Origin of the sequence: Microbacterium sp. NPDC008134, assembly GCF_042957055.1 — a bacterium.
Taxonomy (GTDB): domain Bacteria; phylum Actinomycetota; class Actinomycetes; order Actinomycetales; family Microbacteriaceae; genus Microbacterium.
In genome coordinates this window covers 144,899-160,526 of record NZ_JBIBHO010000003.1, presented here as the reverse complement: position 1 = coordinate 160,526, position 15,628 = coordinate 144,899, and the positions used below count along the sequence as shown (strand labels likewise).

The 15,628-nt window shown below is 69.6% G+C and carries 15 protein-coding genes; 9 read left to right on the top strand and 6 right to left on the bottom strand.

Translation table 11 applies throughout. The annotated features are described in order from the left end of the window. Positions 1-54: 54 nt before the first annotated feature. The 3 genes from ACFY9N_RS14230 (at position 55) to ACFY9N_RS14220 (ending at position 3,251) form a co-directional block, all read left to right on the top strand. Positions 55-651: a TetR/AcrR family transcriptional regulator gene (locus ACFY9N_RS14230; RefSeq protein ID WP_391479427.1), complete on the top strand. Its 597-nt coding sequence runs from the start codon at positions 55-57 to the stop codon at positions 649-651. 196 nt (positions 652-847) lie between these two features. Further along, positions 848-1,135: an HU family DNA-binding protein gene (locus ACFY9N_RS14225; protein ID WP_247624225.1), complete on the top strand. Its 288-nt coding sequence runs from the start codon at positions 848-850 to the stop codon at positions 1,133-1,135. Between the two features lie 106 nt (positions 1,136-1,241). Further along, positions 1,242-3,251 (top strand): cytochrome c oxidase assembly protein, encoded by a 2,010-nt coding sequence (locus ACFY9N_RS14220; protein WP_391479426.1) that lies wholly within the window; start codon positions 1,242-1,244, stop codon positions 3,249-3,251. A 64-nt stretch (positions 3,252-3,315) separates the two neighbouring features. On the opposite strand, the gene ACFY9N_RS14215 is transcribed toward ACFY9N_RS14220, so the two are convergent. Beyond that, positions 3,316-4,386 (bottom strand): hypothetical protein, encoded by a 1,071-nt coding sequence (locus ACFY9N_RS14215; protein WP_391479425.1) that lies wholly within the window; start codon positions 4,384-4,386, stop codon positions 3,316-3,318. A 116-nt stretch (positions 4,387-4,502) separates the two neighbouring features. Between ACFY9N_RS14215 and ACFY9N_RS14210 the strand changes: the two genes are divergently transcribed. Next, complete coding sequence (locus ACFY9N_RS14210) at positions 4,503-5,903, top strand: ATP-dependent RecD-like DNA helicase (RefSeq protein ID WP_391479423.1); 1,401 nt, start codon at positions 4,503-4,505, stop codon at positions 5,901-5,903. Positions 5,904-6,013: 110 nt separating this feature from the next. Here the strand turns inward: ACFY9N_RS14210 and ACFY9N_RS14205 are convergent, their stop codons facing one another. Continuing rightward, positions 6,014-6,661, bottom strand: coding sequence for a heme oxygenase (biliverdin-producing) (locus ACFY9N_RS14205; RefSeq protein ID WP_391479422.1), 648 nt, complete (start codon positions 6,659-6,661; stop codon positions 6,014-6,016). A 122-nt stretch (positions 6,662-6,783) separates the two neighbouring features. Beyond that, entirely contained in the window at positions 6,784-7,098 is a 315-nt protein-coding gene (locus ACFY9N_RS14200; protein ID WP_391479421.1) for a DUF2470 domain-containing protein, read from the bottom strand. A gap of 97 nt (positions 7,099-7,195) precedes the next feature. Between ACFY9N_RS14200 and ACFY9N_RS14195 the strand changes: the two genes are divergently transcribed. Further along, the gene (locus ACFY9N_RS14195; protein WP_391479419.1) at positions 7,196-8,476 is read left to right on the top strand and encodes a serine hydrolase domain-containing protein; all 1,281 of its coding nucleotides are present in this window, start codon (positions 7,196-7,198) and stop codon (positions 8,474-8,476) included. Positions 8,477-8,483: 7 nt separating this feature from the next. Here ACFY9N_RS14195 and ACFY9N_RS14190 read toward each other — a convergent pair whose 3' ends face one another. Further along, on the bottom strand, positions 8,484-8,696 hold the full coding sequence (locus tag ACFY9N_RS14190; RefSeq protein ID WP_391479418.1) for a multidrug transporter: 213 nt from the start codon (positions 8,694-8,696) through the stop codon (positions 8,484-8,486). A 201-nt stretch (positions 8,697-8,897) separates the two neighbouring features. On the opposite strand from ACFY9N_RS14190, the gene ACFY9N_RS14185 reads away from it, so the two are divergent. Both ACFY9N_RS14185 and ACFY9N_RS14180 read left to right on the top strand, forming a co-directional pair. Next, positions 8,898-9,548, top strand: coding sequence for an MIP/aquaporin family protein (locus ACFY9N_RS14185; protein WP_391479416.1), 651 nt, complete (start codon positions 8,898-8,900; stop codon positions 9,546-9,548). Positions 9,549-9,686: 138 nt separating this feature from the next. After that, positions 9,687-10,355, top strand: a complete 669-nt coding sequence (locus tag ACFY9N_RS14180) for a GPP34 family phosphoprotein (RefSeq protein ID WP_391479415.1) — start codon at positions 9,687-9,689, stop codon at positions 10,353-10,355. A gap of 89 nt (positions 10,356-10,444) precedes the next feature. Here ACFY9N_RS14180 and xylB read toward each other — a convergent pair whose 3' ends face one another. Both xylB and xylA read right to left on the bottom strand, forming a co-directional pair. After that, entirely contained in the window at positions 10,445-11,731 is a 1,287-nt protein-coding gene (gene xylB / locus ACFY9N_RS14175; RefSeq protein WP_391479414.1) for a xylulokinase, read from the bottom strand. 8 nt (positions 11,732-11,739) lie between these two features. Beyond that, positions 11,740-12,945 carry a xylose isomerase gene (xylA, locus tag ACFY9N_RS14170; protein ID WP_391479412.1) on the bottom strand — a complete coding sequence of 402 codons (1,206 nt, stop codon included), beginning with the start codon at positions 12,943-12,945 and terminating at the stop codon, positions 11,740-11,742. 119 nt (positions 12,946-13,064) lie between these two features. On the opposite strand from xylA, the gene ACFY9N_RS14165 reads away from it, so the two are divergent. Together ACFY9N_RS14165 and ACFY9N_RS14160 are read left to right on the top strand one after the other, a co-directional pair. Further along, the gene (locus ACFY9N_RS14165) at positions 13,065-14,237 is read left to right on the top strand and encodes an ROK family protein (protein WP_391479411.1); all 1,173 of its coding nucleotides are present in this window, start codon (positions 13,065-13,067) and stop codon (positions 14,235-14,237) included. A 277-nt stretch (positions 14,238-14,514) separates the two neighbouring features. Further along, positions 14,515-15,513, top strand: a complete 999-nt coding sequence (locus tag ACFY9N_RS14160; RefSeq protein WP_391479409.1) for a LacI family DNA-binding transcriptional regulator — start codon at positions 14,515-14,517, stop codon at positions 15,511-15,513. The last annotated feature ends 115 nt before the right edge of the window (positions 15,514-15,628 follow it).

The window sequence follows — 15,628 nt, the reverse complement described above, 5'->3', positions numbered from 1 at the left end:
TCCCGAGAATCGAGAATTCGACGAACGGATGCCACGATGAGGGGAGGACCCACCATGAGCACCGAGAAGATGAGCACCGACACCCCGAAGCGCCCGAGCCCCGCCCGTGCCCGTCTGATCGACGCCGCCACGCGCCTCTTCTACGAGGAGGGCATCCACGCGGTCGGCGTCGACCGGGTGATCGCCGAGGCCGAGGTCACGCGCGCGACGCTGTACAAGCAGTTCGGCGGCAAGGAGAACCTCGTGCTCGCGTACCTCGAGAACGAGGATCGGATGCTGCGCGACATGTTCGCCGAGGCGGGAGCATCCACCACCGACCCCGCGCGGCTCGTCGACGCCGTCATCGAGGGGATCGTCGCCGACATCCGTCTGCGGCACACCCGTGGCTGCCCGTTCATCAACGCGGCAGCCGAGTACCCCGACGGCGAGGGCCCCGTCCGCACGATGATCGACGAGCACCGCGAATGGTTCCGGAGCACGCTCGAGCACGTCGCCCGGGAGGCCGGCCTCGAGCGCCCGGCCGAGGTCGCGGCATCGCTCGTGCTGCTCCGCGATGCCGCTCTCGTGGGCGGATACCTCGACGGCGACGACCGCGTATCGCCCGCTTTCGAGCGCACGGCGCGGGCCGTGATTTCGGCGCACCGGGCCTGAAACCGGGCGGAACAGGCCCGAAAACCTGTGACTGGAGTGACAAAAGTCGTGCAACACGCCCAATAAATGACCAAAACCCGCGAAATGACGCGGAAATGGGGGTGGTCATTGATACATTCGAGGCGGTCACTCGACCAGGGGCATCCGCTCCGATCCACACAACGATGCGACGAGATCCTCGTCGCTGGAGGATGACATGGCTGACAAGTCCATCACCAAGACCGAGCTCGTCGCGAGCATCGCCAGCGCCACCGGCCAGAGCCAGGCCACCGTCTCGGGTGTCCTCGACGCGCTGTTCTCCACGGTCTCCGACGCCGTTGCCAAGGGCAGCAAGGTCTCGATCCCGGGCTGGATCTCGTTCGAGCAGGTCGACACCGCCGCTCGCACCGGCCGCAACCCGCAGACCGGCGCCGAGATCAAGATCCCGGCCGGCAAGCGCGTCAAGGTGACCGCTGGTTCCAAGCTGAAGGCAGCCGTCAAGTAAGACGCTTCCTGTCGAAGGCCGCCGCCCCTCGGGGTGGCGGCCTTCTGCGTTCCCGACATCCGGCACCCCGTCAGCCGGGGTGGATGCCGCGGCTTAGGCTGGAGGGGTGAACTCCCGCGTCGCGACCACCCCCTCGCGTGCGACGTACCGCCTCGCCGGCATTGCGATCCTCGCTGCCGCCGCGATCGTGGGCGTCGTCGCGGCGCTCGTCGTCGGCGGGGGAGCGGCACCGCTGCTGCTGCAGGACCCGGGCCCCTTCGTGATGTGGGCGACGCCGATCGTCAAGCTCGTGATGAACATCGCGGCCGCGGCCATGCTCGGCTCGCTCGTGCTCGCCCTCTTCGCACTCAAGAGCGGAGAGAAGCCGTTCGACACGGCCCTGAACATCGCCTCCATCGGCGCGGCGGTCTTCACGATCTCGGCGGGGTTCACCGCGTTCCTCACGTTCATGGCCGCGTTCAACCCGCAGCTCAGCATCGAGCGCGAGTTCGGCGCGCAGCTGGGGCGTTACCTGCTCGAGACGGCGCTCGGCCAGTCGTGGTTGATCACGACCATCTTCGGCTCCGTGATCACCGTGCTCGCCTTCGCCTGGCGCACCTGGACCCCCACCCTCCTCACGGCGATCCTGGCCGCGGCATCCTTCCTCCCGCTCGCGACGCAGGGGCACTCGGGTGATCTCGCCGGCCACACCACCGCCGTCAACTCGATCCTGCTGCACACGATCGGCGCGGCCGTCTGGCTCGGCGGACTCCTCCTGATGATCCTTCTGCGCGGACGCGACGGCATTGACGCCGCGCAGCTCGTGCGCCGCTACTCGTCACTCGCGATCGCCGCGTTCTTCGTCGTCGCCATCTCTGGCGTCGCGCGCTCGGTCGTCGCCCTCGGGGACTGGAGCCAGCTCGCCACCCCCTATGGCGCGATCCTGCTCGCCAAGGTCGTGCTCCTCGGCGGCATGGGCCTGCTCGGCGCCTGGTACCGCGCACGCCTGATCCCGAAGCTCGACGGCCCCCGGGCATCCGCCTGGTTCTGGACGCTGGTGCTGTGCGAGGTCGCGCTCATGGGTCTCGCCTCGGGGGCCGCCGCCGCCCTCGCTCGCACGCCCCCGCCGACCGGCGAGGAGGCGGCGTTCGCGCAGACCCCCGCCGAGGTGCTCACCCGTTCGAACGTGCCGCCGGAGTTCACGCTCGACCGCTGGTTCACCGCGTGGGACATCGACATCCTCTGGGTGGTCGCCGCCGGCTTCGGTCTCTTCCTCTACATCGCGGGTGTGATCCGCCTGCACCGTCGCGGCGACCGCTGGCCGATCCACCGCGCCGTCTTCTGGGTGCTCGGGATGCTCATGCTGGTGTGGGTCACCTGCGGCCCGATCAACGCGTACCAGGAGTACCTGTTCAGCGTGCACATGCTCGGGCACATGATGCTGTCGATGGCGATCCCGCTGCTGCTGGTGTCGGGTGCGCCGGTGACGCTCGCGCTGCGCGCGATCCACAAGCGCGACGACGGTACCCGCGGTGGCCGCGAGTGGATCCTGTGGGCGGTGCACTCGCCGTTCTCGAAGGTCGTCACGCATCCGTTCGTGGCGGCGGGCATCTTCATCCTGTCGCTGTGGGCGTTCTACTTCACCGACCTCGTGCGCTGGTCGATGTTCGAGCACCTCGGGCACGAGTGGATGGTCATCCACTTCCTCATCTCGGGGTACCTCTTCGTGCTCAGCCTCATCGGCGCCGACCCCGTTCCCTACCGCCTGCCGTACCCGGGCCGCCTCATCACCCTCATCGCCATCATGGCCATGCACGCGTTCTTCGGCGTCGCCATCATGATGCAGGAGGGACTCATGGTCGCGGACTGGTTCGGCTCGATGGGTCGCACCTGGGGCCCCGACCCGATGGACGATCAGTACATCGGTGGCGGCGTCGCATGGTCGATCGGCGAGATCCCGACCCTCATCCTCGCGATCACCGTCGCGATCCAGTGGAGCCGCAGCGACACCAAGCTGCAGAAGCGTCGTGACCGGCATGCCGACCGCACCGGAGACGCCGAGCTCGAGGAGTACAACGCCAAGCTCGCGCGCATCGCCGAGCGCGACCGTCGGAACGCCGAGGCGGGCCGCAGCTGAGCCGTCGCTACTCTGCCGGCCGCTCGGCCGGCGACGGCCGTCTAGCCGGCCGGCGAATAGTCGTCTAGCCGGCCGGTACGTCCTGGGGAGACCCGACGCGGATCGACGCCGTGCCGTCGGCGAGGATCACGATCGACCCGTTGACCTGGAACGGGATGTCCTCCGACACCGCCTGGATCGACCCGTCGAACAGCGAACGGATCTCGACCTCGACGTGCGCCACGGCATCCGTCGGCGGGATCCGCCACTGCGAGCCGTCCGGCTCCACGGTCACCGTCGGCTGCGTGACGATCGACCATGAGGGCAGGGTGGCGATGCGGTTCTTGACCTCCATGCCGAAGGGGCACGCGGTCGGCTGCAGCACTTCCTGTGACGTGCACCCCGTCAGATACTCCTCGACGCGTTCCTGCACGACCGAGAGGAACTCATCGGTGGGGGTCGTCTGCACGTCGAGCGGGGTGGTCGCGAGGGGCGTGTCGGCGAGCACGCCGGTGCCAGACGACTCCGAGATCGCGGTGTCGACCGTCACGGCGTAGAGGCCCGGGGTGAAGACCAGGAGCGGCAGAGGATCGAGGGGAGCGGCATCCATCCCAGCGGCCGAGACCTGCCGCCGGTCGACCGCGAAGCCGTTGACCGAGAACTGGTCGGCGCCGCGGAGCGTGAGATCGACGACCGCGAGCGGGCTGTCGCGGAACCGCCAGCGCGGTGCGACGCCGTCCCAGCCGTCCTGCGTCACGATGAACGTGGTCGTGCCGGGGTGGCCGGAGGCCGAGTATCCGACGGTGACGGCCGTGCCGCCGTCGACGGCCTTTTCGGACTCGATGCGCACATCGGTCAGCGGAGCGAGCGCCGCGTGGCGCAGCAGGGCCTCGGATGCCGTGGCCGAGAGTCCCGCGTCGTCGAGCGTCTCTCGGTCGACGGCGACGCCCGGAACGCGCAGCGCATCCGCGGCCCGGCCCGACGAGAGCAGGTCGAGGTAGCGGGTGACGAATGCGGAGGGACTGTAGTAGTCCTTATAGAGGAGCGCGCCGCCGGCGCCGAGCGCCGCGATCAGCACGATTCCGACGAGGGCGAGGATCGTGAGATCGACGCCCACGCGCGCGCGCCCGCGCGCTGAAGACTCCACCCCGTCCATGAATTCAGTCTAGGGAAGCGTCCTGGGACGAAGCCGAGCGCCGAGACCCCGCGCTCGGCGGCGGGCCGTAGCATGGTGGAGCGCCAGCATCCGTCCTTCTTCCTCTTGCGAGAACCGTGTCCCTTCCTGCCCTGTCCGAAGAACAGCACGAGCTCTTCCGACTCATCGAGGACACGAGCGAGCACGTCTTCATCACCGGTCGCGCAGGCACCGGCAAGTCGACGCTGCTGCAGTACTTCGCCTGGAACACCAAGAAGCAGATCGCGATCTGCGCGCCGACCGGTGTCGCGGCGCTGAACGTCGAGGGTCAGACGATCCACTCGCTGTTCCGTCTGCCGATCGGACTCATCGCCGACGGTGACATCGACCAGAACGACGCCACCCGGCGCATCCTCAACGCGATCGAGACGCTCGTCATCGACGAGATCTCGATGGTCAACGCCGACCTCATGGATGCCATCGACCGGTCGCTGCGCCAGGCGCGCGGACGTCGTGGAGAGCCGTTCGGCGGGGTGCAGATCGTGATGTTCGGCGACCCGTACCAGCTCGCGCCCGTGCCGCCGCGGGGCGACGAGGCGCGATACGTGAAGGACCACTACCGCTCGTTCTGGTTCTTCGATGCGCACGTCTGGGCCGGTCCTTCCGGCGGTGCGGGCGGTGGGCAGTCCGACCAGGACGGCCTGTTCGCGGTCGACACGCGCGCCGAGCTGCACGTGCGCGAACTCGTGCAGATCCACCGGCAGTCCGACGACGGATTCAAGGCGATGCTGAACGCCGTGCGCTACGGCCGGGTCACCGCCGAGATCGCCGGAGTGCTCAACACCCAGGGTGCCCGCACGCCCCCCGATCCCGAGCCGGGCGAGGTGCCGATGATCACGCTCGCCACGCGCAACGACATCGTCAACGGCATCAACAGCCGCCACCTCGCCGCCCTCCCCGGCAAGGAGCAGACCGCTCGGGCCGAGGTCAGCGGAGACTTCGGTCGCGGCGAGGCCTCTCTGCCGGCGGAGTCGGAGCTCAAGCTCAAGGTCGGAGCGCAGGTCATGTTCCTGCGCAACGACACCGCGATGTCGGGGGAGCCGCCGCGGTGGGTCAACGGCACGATCGGCACGGTGCTCCGCATCCTCGGCGGTGCCGTGCGCGTCGACATCGACGGCGAGGAGGTCGACGTCGAACCCGCGGTCTGGGAGCGGTTCCGCTACGCCTACGACCAGAACACGAAGAAGCTCAGCCGCGACGTGGTGGCCGAGTTCACGCAGTTCCCGTTGCGGCTGGCGTGGGCGGTCACGATCCACAAGTCGCAGGGCAAGACGTACGACCGCGCCGTGATCGACCTCGGGTCCGGGGCGTTCGCGCCCGGCCAGACCTACGTCGCGCTGAGTCGCCTGACCTCGCTCGACGGGTTGTATCTGTCGCGGGCGCTGCGGCCGAGCGACATCCGCGTCGACGAGGACGTGCGGCGGTTCATGCGCGATGCGTGGATCGCCCGGTCGACTCCGGAGATCCCGAAGGCCTGAGGAGCTGCGGGGTCGGGCCCTTCGACAGGCTCAGGGACCCAGTAAGTATCGGGTCGCTGAGCCGGCAATTGGGTCGCTGAGCCTGTCGAAGCGTCCCGCCACGAAGGAACCTACGCCGCGGCGCGGGCCCGGTCGAGGTCTTCGAAGAGCTCGGTGTTGAAGCGGTAGGCGAGCAGCACCTCGTCGATGACGCGCTCCCGCTCGGCTTCGTCCCACGGGGCGGCGTCGAGCTGCTCGCGGTAGACGTCCTTGAACGCCGACGGGTCGGCGATGTCGTCGAAGAGGTAGAACCCGATGCCGTTGGTCTCGAAGCCGAAGCGGCGGGCCATCACGCGGCCGATGAAGATGCCGCCCGAGAGGTCGCCGAGGTAGCGCGTGTAGTGGTGGGCGACGAATCCGCCCGCCCAGGTCGCGCCGACCTGGTTGATGCGCTCGACGTAGCGCTGCGTGGTCGGCAGCGGCACGATCTGCTCGCGCCAATCGGCGCCCAGCAGGAACTCGAGGTCGGCCTCGAGCGCGGGCAGACGCGTGAGCTTGTCGCTGATGAAGACGGCGGCGACCGGGTCCTGGCGCATGCGGTCGCCTGCTCCCTCGAGCGCCTCGTAGATGAAGTAGTGCTGGGCGACGAGCGAGATGTAGTCCTCGCGGGAGCCCTCGCCCTTCAGGAGGTCGGACATGAAGCCGGCGGTCTCGCTGCGGGAGTGCGATCCGGACGAGCGCTCGCGCAGGGCGGCGGAGAAGGAGAGGATCTCGGGCATGAGCTAAGTGTAAGGGGAGCCTTACCTTTGGCGAAACCCGATTTCGAGCACTCCTCGGGCTTTCGAATCGCTCAGATAGTCGTCTTCGTCGTCGCCGAACGACGAAGTGAGCGATTCGAAACTCAGGCGTGCGGGCGCGGCTCGATGCCGAGGCGCTCGCAGGCCGCGTCGTAGAGCGCGACGATCTCGCGGCGCACCTCGGGTCGCTCGGAGATCGATCCGCCCGGCCACGGCACGACGAGCTCGGAGGTCTCGCCGCCGCGAGTGACCTGCCAGGTGCCGCCGTCGCCGTCGAACCCGGTCATGACGGCATCCGTCACCTCGGCATCCGACGCCGTCGAGAACGCGCGGGCGATGAGCAGATTGTCGTCGGTGTGGTCGTCGTTCATGTGGTGCAGAACGGCGGCGGTCACGGCGTCATCGAAGGTGTGGGGCACCCACTCACCATAGAACGTCGGCGGATGCTGGGGCGCGATGCCGTCTTTCAGGATCCTCGCTCTAGAATCGGGGGACACATCTTCGGGGGTTTCCTTCATGCAGCTTCTCTCGTCGCGCCGCTGGCGCGCCGCCGCGGCCAGTGCGGTCGTGCTCGGACTCGCTCTCACCGGGTGCACCTCCGAAGACACCTTCACCTACGAGCCTCCGGCGCAGGTCGACGGCGCTCTGCCCGACGACATGACCGCGCAGATGCAGGAGGCCGTCGAGAACGCGATCCGCGCATCGGGCTCGTCGGCTGCGATCGTCGGCGTCTGGGCACCGTGGAGCGGCCAGTGGGTGACGGGCGTCGGATCCCAGGAGCCCGGCGGCGAGACACCGGTCGATGTCGACATGTCGTTCCGCATCGCCGATGTGACCCGGCTCATGACGTGCGACGTGCTCTATGCGCTCGCTGATGAGGGCACCGTCGACCTCGACGGCGCCGTGCCCGACTACGTCTCGGGTGTGCCCGACCTCGACGACGTGACGCTCCTCGACCTCTGCAACGGCACCGCCGGTCTCGGCTCCTCGGAAGAGAAGGTCAAGGCGGAGTGGCTGAACACCCCCGGTCGCGTGTGGGCACCGCTCGAGCTGGCCGGCTTCGGGCTCGCCCAGTCGCGCACGCCCGTGGCCACCACGTACCGCGACTCCGACGCCGGATACCTGCTGCTCGGCCTCGCGCTCGAGCGTGCGTCGGGCATGTCGGCCTCGCAGCTGATCGCCGAGTACGTGACCGCACCGCTCGGCCTCGCAAACACCTCGCTCCCGCCGTCGACCCCTGCACCGCCGTCGGATGACGCGCTCACGGGCCACTACCTGAACCCGATCGAGGGCGGCTTCGCGTGCAGCGCCCCCGTCGACATCACCACGCTGTCATCGAGCTCCGGATACACCGACTCGGGTGCGGTCTCGACCATCTCCGACCTCGGCCGCTACGCGCAGGCCGAGGCCCGCCAGGTGCTGCGCACGAAAGAGGAGCCCGCCCGCTTCGCCGCGCCGCTGCCCGCCTTCGACGGTGCCGAGTCCTGGTACCAGGCCACGGGCGGTGCGTTCCTGGTGGGATCGATGGTCGGCCAGCACGGATGGACGCCCGGGTACGCGACCGCCGCCTACTCCGACCCGACGAGCGGGTTCACCGTCGCCGTGGTGCTCAACAACTCGACCGCGGGCGCCGGCATCGCGCAGTCGCTGGCCTGGGAGCTCGCCGCGATCGGTTCGAAGGCCCCGGCCGCCGATGGCCAGACCGCCCCCGAGTTCGGTCTGCCGTTCACGGCGGAGCAGTACCGCGAGGCCGTCAACGCGGCAGCCCTGCCCTGCGTCGAGCCCCCCGTCGAGTGATCTGAGGCTACTCGCCGGCCGCCTCCGGCATCCCCGGTCCGGGTCCCGGGCGAACTTCGGCGTCGTCGCGCACGTCGATGCGCGTCGTGCCGTCGTGCTCGCTCACGTCGATGCGGGGAGCGGCGTCGGCTTCGGTCGACTCAGGGGCCGTCGTGAGCTGATCGCGGCGGTTCTGCTCGAACGTCGCGTCGTCGGGGGAATCGGTCGGGGTGCTGCTCATGGGAGCCTCCTTGGTGGTGATGCGTGCGACATTAGGCGCCGGCATCCGATGTTCCCGAAGGGGTTGACAGGGTGAGGTTCGTTCAGCGATTTCCCAGGAATGCCGCGCGTCGCGCGACACGCCCGGGCGAGGTCCCGATAGCTTTCAGCCGGCGGTCCGGGGGGATCGCTGATCCTCCATCTCAGAAATCGGGGTACATCCATGGCCGGAACGGCTCGCAAGGCGGTCGCAGAAGCGCTCGCCACGTTCCTCTTCGTTCTCAGTATCATCGGCGCGGTGAACAGCGGCAGCCCGCTGACACCGCTCGCGATCGGCTTCGCGCTCGCCGTGTTGATCTTCGCCACCGGTCACATCTCGGGCGCGCACCTCAACCCGGCCGTCACCGTGGGCGTCTTCGTGCGCGGCGGCCTCAGCGTCGTCGACCTGATCGCCTACATCGTGGCGCAGGCGATCGGTGGCGTGCTGGCTGCACTCGTCAGTGCCGTCTGGTGGGCCCCCGAGAAGGAGGCCATGGTCGTGCAGGTCGGCCCGGCGTTCCTCGTCGAGGCGATCTTCACGTTCTTCCTCGTCTACGTCGTGCTCAATGTGGCGACGGCCAAGGGCACCGCGGGCAACTCGTTCTACGGCCTCGCGATCGGTGGAGTCGTGTTCGTCGGTGCGACCACGGTCGGTTCGATCTCCGGCGGCGGATTCAACCCGGCCGTCGCGCTCGGCCTCTCGGTCAGCGGACACTTCGCGTGGAGCTCGCTCTGGCTCTACATCGTCGCCCCGATCGTCGGCGGTGCGCTCGCGGCGCTCGCGTTCCGTCTGCTCAACACCGACGACGTGAAGAAGATCGCGGCTACTGAGTAACTCCTGCTTTCGAATCGCTCACTTTGCACTTTCTCCACCTTCCAAACGGCAAAGTGAGCGATTCGAAAGCCGCCCGGCGCCGAAGCATCCGCCTCACGGGGGATGCGGCGAACGGATGCCGCGGCATACCGTGAGGGCATGCTGATCGTCGAGGAACTCCACCTGCTGATGCTCCGGCCGGATGGCCGGGTCGAGTCGAGCGTGAGCACCAACCGGCTGTTCGGCGAGATCGCGGCCGTGATCGTTGATCTCGTGCTGCATCACCGGGTCACGGTCGGGGAGGGCAAGAACCCGGCGATCACCATCGTCTCCGCCGAGCCGACCGGCCACCCGGTGCTGGATGCCGCGCTCTCCCGCCTCGCGCCCGTGAACGGCAAGAAGCTGCAGTCGCTCGTGATGCGGTCGAAGCTCGACCCCCTGAACGAGGTCGTCGAGTCCCTCGTCGTGCAGGGTGTCCTGGCCCGGGGTGAGCGAGGCTTCTTCGGGTGGGGCGCCGAGCGCACCCCCGAGTCCGACCCGGGGCCAGAAACGCTGCTGCGCTCGCGACTCGCCGCCGTGATCGCGGGCACGCTCGCGCCGACCCAGGCCGATCTCGCGCTGCTCGCGATCCTGCAGGGCATGAACGCGGCGCATCCGTTGCTGCGCGACGAGGTAGGCCCGGTCTCGTCAGGTCAGTTGAAGAGGCGCATCGAGCAGCTCACCGCGGGCAGCCCGACGGGCGATGCGGTGTCACGCGCCGTCACGATGGTGATCTCGGCGGCGATGATGGCCGCGATGACCCCGGTCTTCGTCGCGACGACGATGTGAGCCGGCATCCGCCCGGCTTTCGAATCGCTCACTTTGCGCTTTTCTCGCCTCTGAGACGACGAAGTGAGCGATTCGAAAGCGGCTGGGGGTCAGTCGAGGACGGATGCCGCCTGGCGGGCCATACCCACCGCGACGTACTCCGCCGACTCCGGCACCTCGACCGGGAGGCCGAACACGAGCGGCGCGATCTCACGCACGGCACGCGACTGAGCCCCGCCGCCGACGAGCAGAACGCGGCCCTGCGGGACACCGAGCTCGCGTAGCGCGTCGAGACCGAAGCGCAGCCCGCCCAGCATCCCCTCGACCGCGGCGCGCGCCAGGTTCTCGCGCGTCGTCGAGGCGAGCGTCATGGCGTTCAGGCTCGCCGTCGCATCGGGCAGGTTGGGGGAGCGCTCGCCCTCGAAGTACGGCACGAGTTCGAGTCCGCCCGCTCCGGGTGCCGCCTCCAGTGCAAGCTCGCTCAGCCCGTCGTGGTCGACGCCGAGCAGACGCGCGATCACGTCGAGCACGCGCGCGGCGTTGAGGGTGCAGACGAGGGGCAGGTAGCCGTCCGCGGCATCCGCGAAGCCCGCGACGATCCCGGTCGGGTCGGTGACGCTCCGGTCGGTGACCGCGAAGATCGTTCCGGAGGTGCCGATCGACACCACCACATCGCCCGTCCGCGCACCGACCCCGAGGGCGACCGCGGCGTTGTCACCGGCTCCGGGCGCGACGCGTCGGCCCCCGGCATCCGTCACCGATTCCCGAGCTCCCAGCACCCTCGGGAGCACCACGTCGTGGCCGAGCGCGGCGATGAGCAGCGTGCGGTCGTACTCGCCGGTTCGGGGGTTCCAGTAGCCGGTTCCCGAAGCATCCGATCGGTCGGTCACCAGCCCGCCGAGGTCGGGCCGCTCGGGCCCGAACCCGCGCAGCCGCCAGGTGAGCCAGTCGTGCGGCAGCGCGACGGCGGCGATCCGGGCGGCGTTGTGGGGTTCGTGATCGCGCAGCCAGCGCAGCTTCGTGATCGTGAACGACGCGACCGGCACCAGGCCGGTGCGCTCCGCGAGAACGGATGCTCCGAACTCGCCGATCAGGTCATCCGCCGCCTGCGCGGAGCGGGTGTCGTTCCACAGCAGGGCATCGCGGATGACCCGGCCGTCGGCGTCGAGCGCGACCATGCCGTGTTGCTGGCCGCCGATCGCCCAGGCGTCGACGTCGTCGAGACCGCCGGCCTCCGCGATCGCCCGCTGCAGCGCGACCCACCACGCCTCGGGATCGACGGACGTGCCGTCGGGGTGCGCGGCGCGACCGGAGCGCACGATGGTACCCGTCGCGGAGTCGACGACGACGACCTTGCAGGTTTGGGTCGAGGAGTCGACCCCGAGGACGAGTGCCATCGCCGGACTCAGCGGGCGCCGAGCAGGTGCTCGGTGGCGAGCTGCTGCAGGCGGACGAAACCGAATCCCTTGCCGCCGAGGTACGCGTTCGCGTCGAAGTCCTCATAAGCGGCGCGGTCGGCGAGCAGGTCATCGTAGCTCTCGCCGTCGTTCAGCGTGGGGGTCGAGAGCTCCGCGACCTTCGCGGCCGCGAGCGCCTCCTGCACCTCGGGGTCGGCGCGGAAGGCCGCCGCGCGCTCCTTGAGCAGCAGGTAGGTGCGCATGTTGGCGGCGGCGCTGTCCCACACGCCGGTCTCGTCTTCGGTGCGGCTGGGCTTGTAGTCGAAGTGGCGGGGGCCGTCGTAGGCCGGAATCGTCTGGGTCCCTGAGCCTGTCGAAGGGCCGCCGTTCTCGAGCAGGTCGACGAGGGAGAACGCGTTGTGCAGGTCGCCGTGACCGAACACGAGGTCCTGGTCGTACTTGATGCCGCGCTGGCCGTTGAGATCGATGTGGAAGAGCTTGCCGTGGTACAGCGCCTGGGCGATGCCGGCGGTGAAGTTGAGGCCGGCCATCTGCTCGTGCCCGACCTCGGGGTTCACGCCCACGAGCTCGGGGCGCTCGAGCGAGTCGATGAACGCGATCGCGTGGCCGAGGGTCGGCAGCAGGATGTCGCCGCGGGGCTCGTTGGGCTTCGGCTCGATGGCGAAACGGATGTCGTAGCCCTTGTCTGTGACGTAGTCGCCGAGCAGGTTGACGGCCTCACGGTAGCGCTCCAGGGCCGCCCGCACGTCCTTCGCGGAGTCGTACTCGGCTCCTTCGCGGCCGCCCCACATGACGAAGGTCTTGGCGCCGAGCTCGGCGGCGAGGTCGAGATTCCGCAGCACCTTGCGCAGGGCGAAGCGACGCACCTGGCGGTCGTTCGAGGTGAAGCCGCCGTCCTTGAAGACGGGGGCGCTGAAGAGGTTGGTGGTCACCATCGGCACCACGATGCCGGTGTCGGCGAGCGCACCCTTCAGGCGGTCGATCTGGGTCTGGCGCTCGGCATCCGTGGATCCGAAGGCGAACAGGTCGTCGTCGTGGAAGGTGAGACCGTAAGCGCCGAGCTCCGACAGCTTCTCGACGGCGTGCACGACGTCGAGCGCGGGGCGGGTGGGGCCGCCGAACGGGTCGGTGCCGTTGTAGCCGATCGTCCAGAGTCCGAACGAGAACTTGTCGGCGCGGGTGGGGGTGGGCATGGTCGCTCCTCTGCGAGTGCTGCGGTGGTCTGCGGGGCCGAGCGGATGCTGCGGCGCAATAAGTTGTGATTCACAACATAACCGATGACAGGCGGCATCCGCACCCCTAAGGTGGGAACGTGCCCCGTGACGTGACCACCCCGCGTTCCCGCGAAGCGAACCTCGCGCGGATCCTGTCGATCGTCCACCACGACGGCGCCCAGTCGCGGTCGGCGCTCACCGAGGCCACCGGCCTCAATCGCTCGACGATCGCCGCCCTCGTGTACGAACTCGCGGCCGTGGGTCTCGTCGACGAGCGCCCACCGGAATCCTCGTCGCGTGCGGGGCGCCCCTCGCCGGTCGTCGCGCCCGCGGCGTCCGTCGTCGCGATCAGCGTGCACCCCGAGGTCGACGCGGTCGAGATCGCCGCCGTCGCCCTCGACCGCCGCATCGTCGTGCGCGAACGCATCGTCAACACCGCGCCCCCGACCGTCGCCGAGGTCGCCGCGCTCGTCGCCGCGCGTCTTGCGCAGTGGCAGACGGATGCCCTCCTGCACAGCACCGTGATCGGCATCGGCGTCGCCGTGCCCGGGCTGGTGCGCACGGCCGATGGCGTCGTGCGCAACGCCCCGCACCTCGCGTGGATCGACGAGCCGCTCGCCGCGCGGATCGAGGAGCTCACCGGCATCCGCACTGCCGTCGACAACGACGCGACCCTCGGCGCGCTGGCCGAGCACCTGTTCGGGGCCGGCCGCGACATCGACGAACTCGTCTACCTCAACGGCGGTGCGTCGGGCATCGGCGGCGGGCTCGTGATCCACGGGCGGGCCGCGACCGGGGCGAACGGCTACGCGGGCGAGTTCGGCCACAACCGTCCCCGCATCGACGACGACGCCGACCGTCGCACCCCCGACGGCGTGCTCGAAGAAGAGGTGAACCGGCGGCATCTGCTCGCGCTGTTGGGGCTCGACGATGCCGACGACGCCGCGCTCGCCGCCGCGCTCGAAGTAGCGGCTCTGCCCGCGGCCGAGGCCGAGGTCGCCCGGCAGGCCCGGGTGCTCGGCAGCGCCCTTGCCAACGCGGTGAACGTTCTGAACCCCGCGGTGGTCGTGCTGGGCGGGTTCCTCGCGCTGCTCGACGACGCGGAACATGACACGCTCGCGGCCGAGGTCTCGCGGCTCGCGATGAGCGAGAGCGCGGAGGTCGTCGAACTGCGGACAGCGGCCCTCGGGTCGGACCGGTTGCTCGTCGGGGCGGCCGAACTCGCGTTCCGCCCGCTGTGGACCGACCCCCTCGCCGTCGTCGCCGACTAGTGCGGCGCGAACCGGGTCCCTGGCCCGACACTGGGTCCCTGAGCCTGTCGAAGGGTCCCGCCCCGCGCCGCATAACTCCTCAAAATCACCCGATTCCGCCCCGAATCCGCCCCGATCTGAGCCGAATCCCTCCGATTCTCCGGAGATATGCCCGGCCGTCCCGTACCCAACTCAGGACAAACCGCAGCTTCGGCCTCCGAAACGATGGTTTCAGCCCTGTTTCCGCCCGATCTTCCTGAGTTAGGGACAGGATGCCGCGCCGCCTAGACTCCTCGACGTGGTGGACAACAGCGGGCGAGCGGTCGGAGTGCGTGATGTCGCCGCGCTCGCCGGGGTCTCGCGGCAGACCGTCTCGAGGGTGCTGAACGAGCATCCCGACGTCGCCGACGCCACGCGCGAGCGGGTCGAGAAGGCGATGGGCGAGCTCGGCTATCGCATGAACAACGCCGCCCGGGCCCTGGGGACTCGCCGCTCGCGCACCCTCGGGATCCTCGCCTCCGACGCTCTGCAGTTCGGCCCGTCGCGCAGCATCGCGGCGATCGAGGCATCCGCCCGTGCCGCCGGTTACTGGGTGAGTGCGGCGTTTGCGGATGCCGATGACGGGACCTCCGTCGCCGCCGCCGTCGATCATCTCGTCGCTCAGGGGGTCGAGGGCATTCTGGTCGTCGCCCCGCACGCCCGCACGCTGCGGATGCTCGACACCATGACGGTCGGCGTTCCGATCGTGACGCTGCACTCGGCGGGCCACGATGCGCGGGGTGTCGGCGTCGATCAGGCCGCCGGTGCCCGGTTGGCTGTCGGGGCACTGGCGGATGCCGGCCACACGCGCATCGCGCACCTCGCCGGGCCCGCCGACTGGCTCGAGGCGGAGTCTCGCGCCGAAGGTTTCGCGGCGGAACTCGCGGCCCGCGGGTTGAACCCGCTGATCACCGTGGTCGGCGACTGGACCGCGCGTGCCGGGTTCGAGGCGGCGCACGCGCTGCGCGACGCGGGGGCGACGGCGGTGTTCGCCGCGAACGACCAGATGGCGCTCGGGCTCATCGGCGCGCTGCACGCGGCGGGCGTCGAGGTGCCGGGGGAGATCAGTGTCGTCGGGTTCGACGACCTGCCCGAGGCGGCGTACGCGTGGCCGCGGTTGACGACGGTGCGGCAGGACTTCGACGAGCTCGCGCGACGGGCGGTCGCGGCGGTGATCGCGGGGGGTGCTGCGGCATCCGCGGAGTCGATCATGCCCGAGCTCGTCGTGCGCGACTCGATCGCGGTGCCGCGCGCCTGAGGCTCTCCTGGGTGCGGCCAAGAACTCTGGGCCGCTGAGCCTGTTGAGCGGAGGGGGCCCTTCGGCAGGCTCAGGGACCCAGTATCTCGGGGTGGGGCCCTTCGACGGGCTTAGG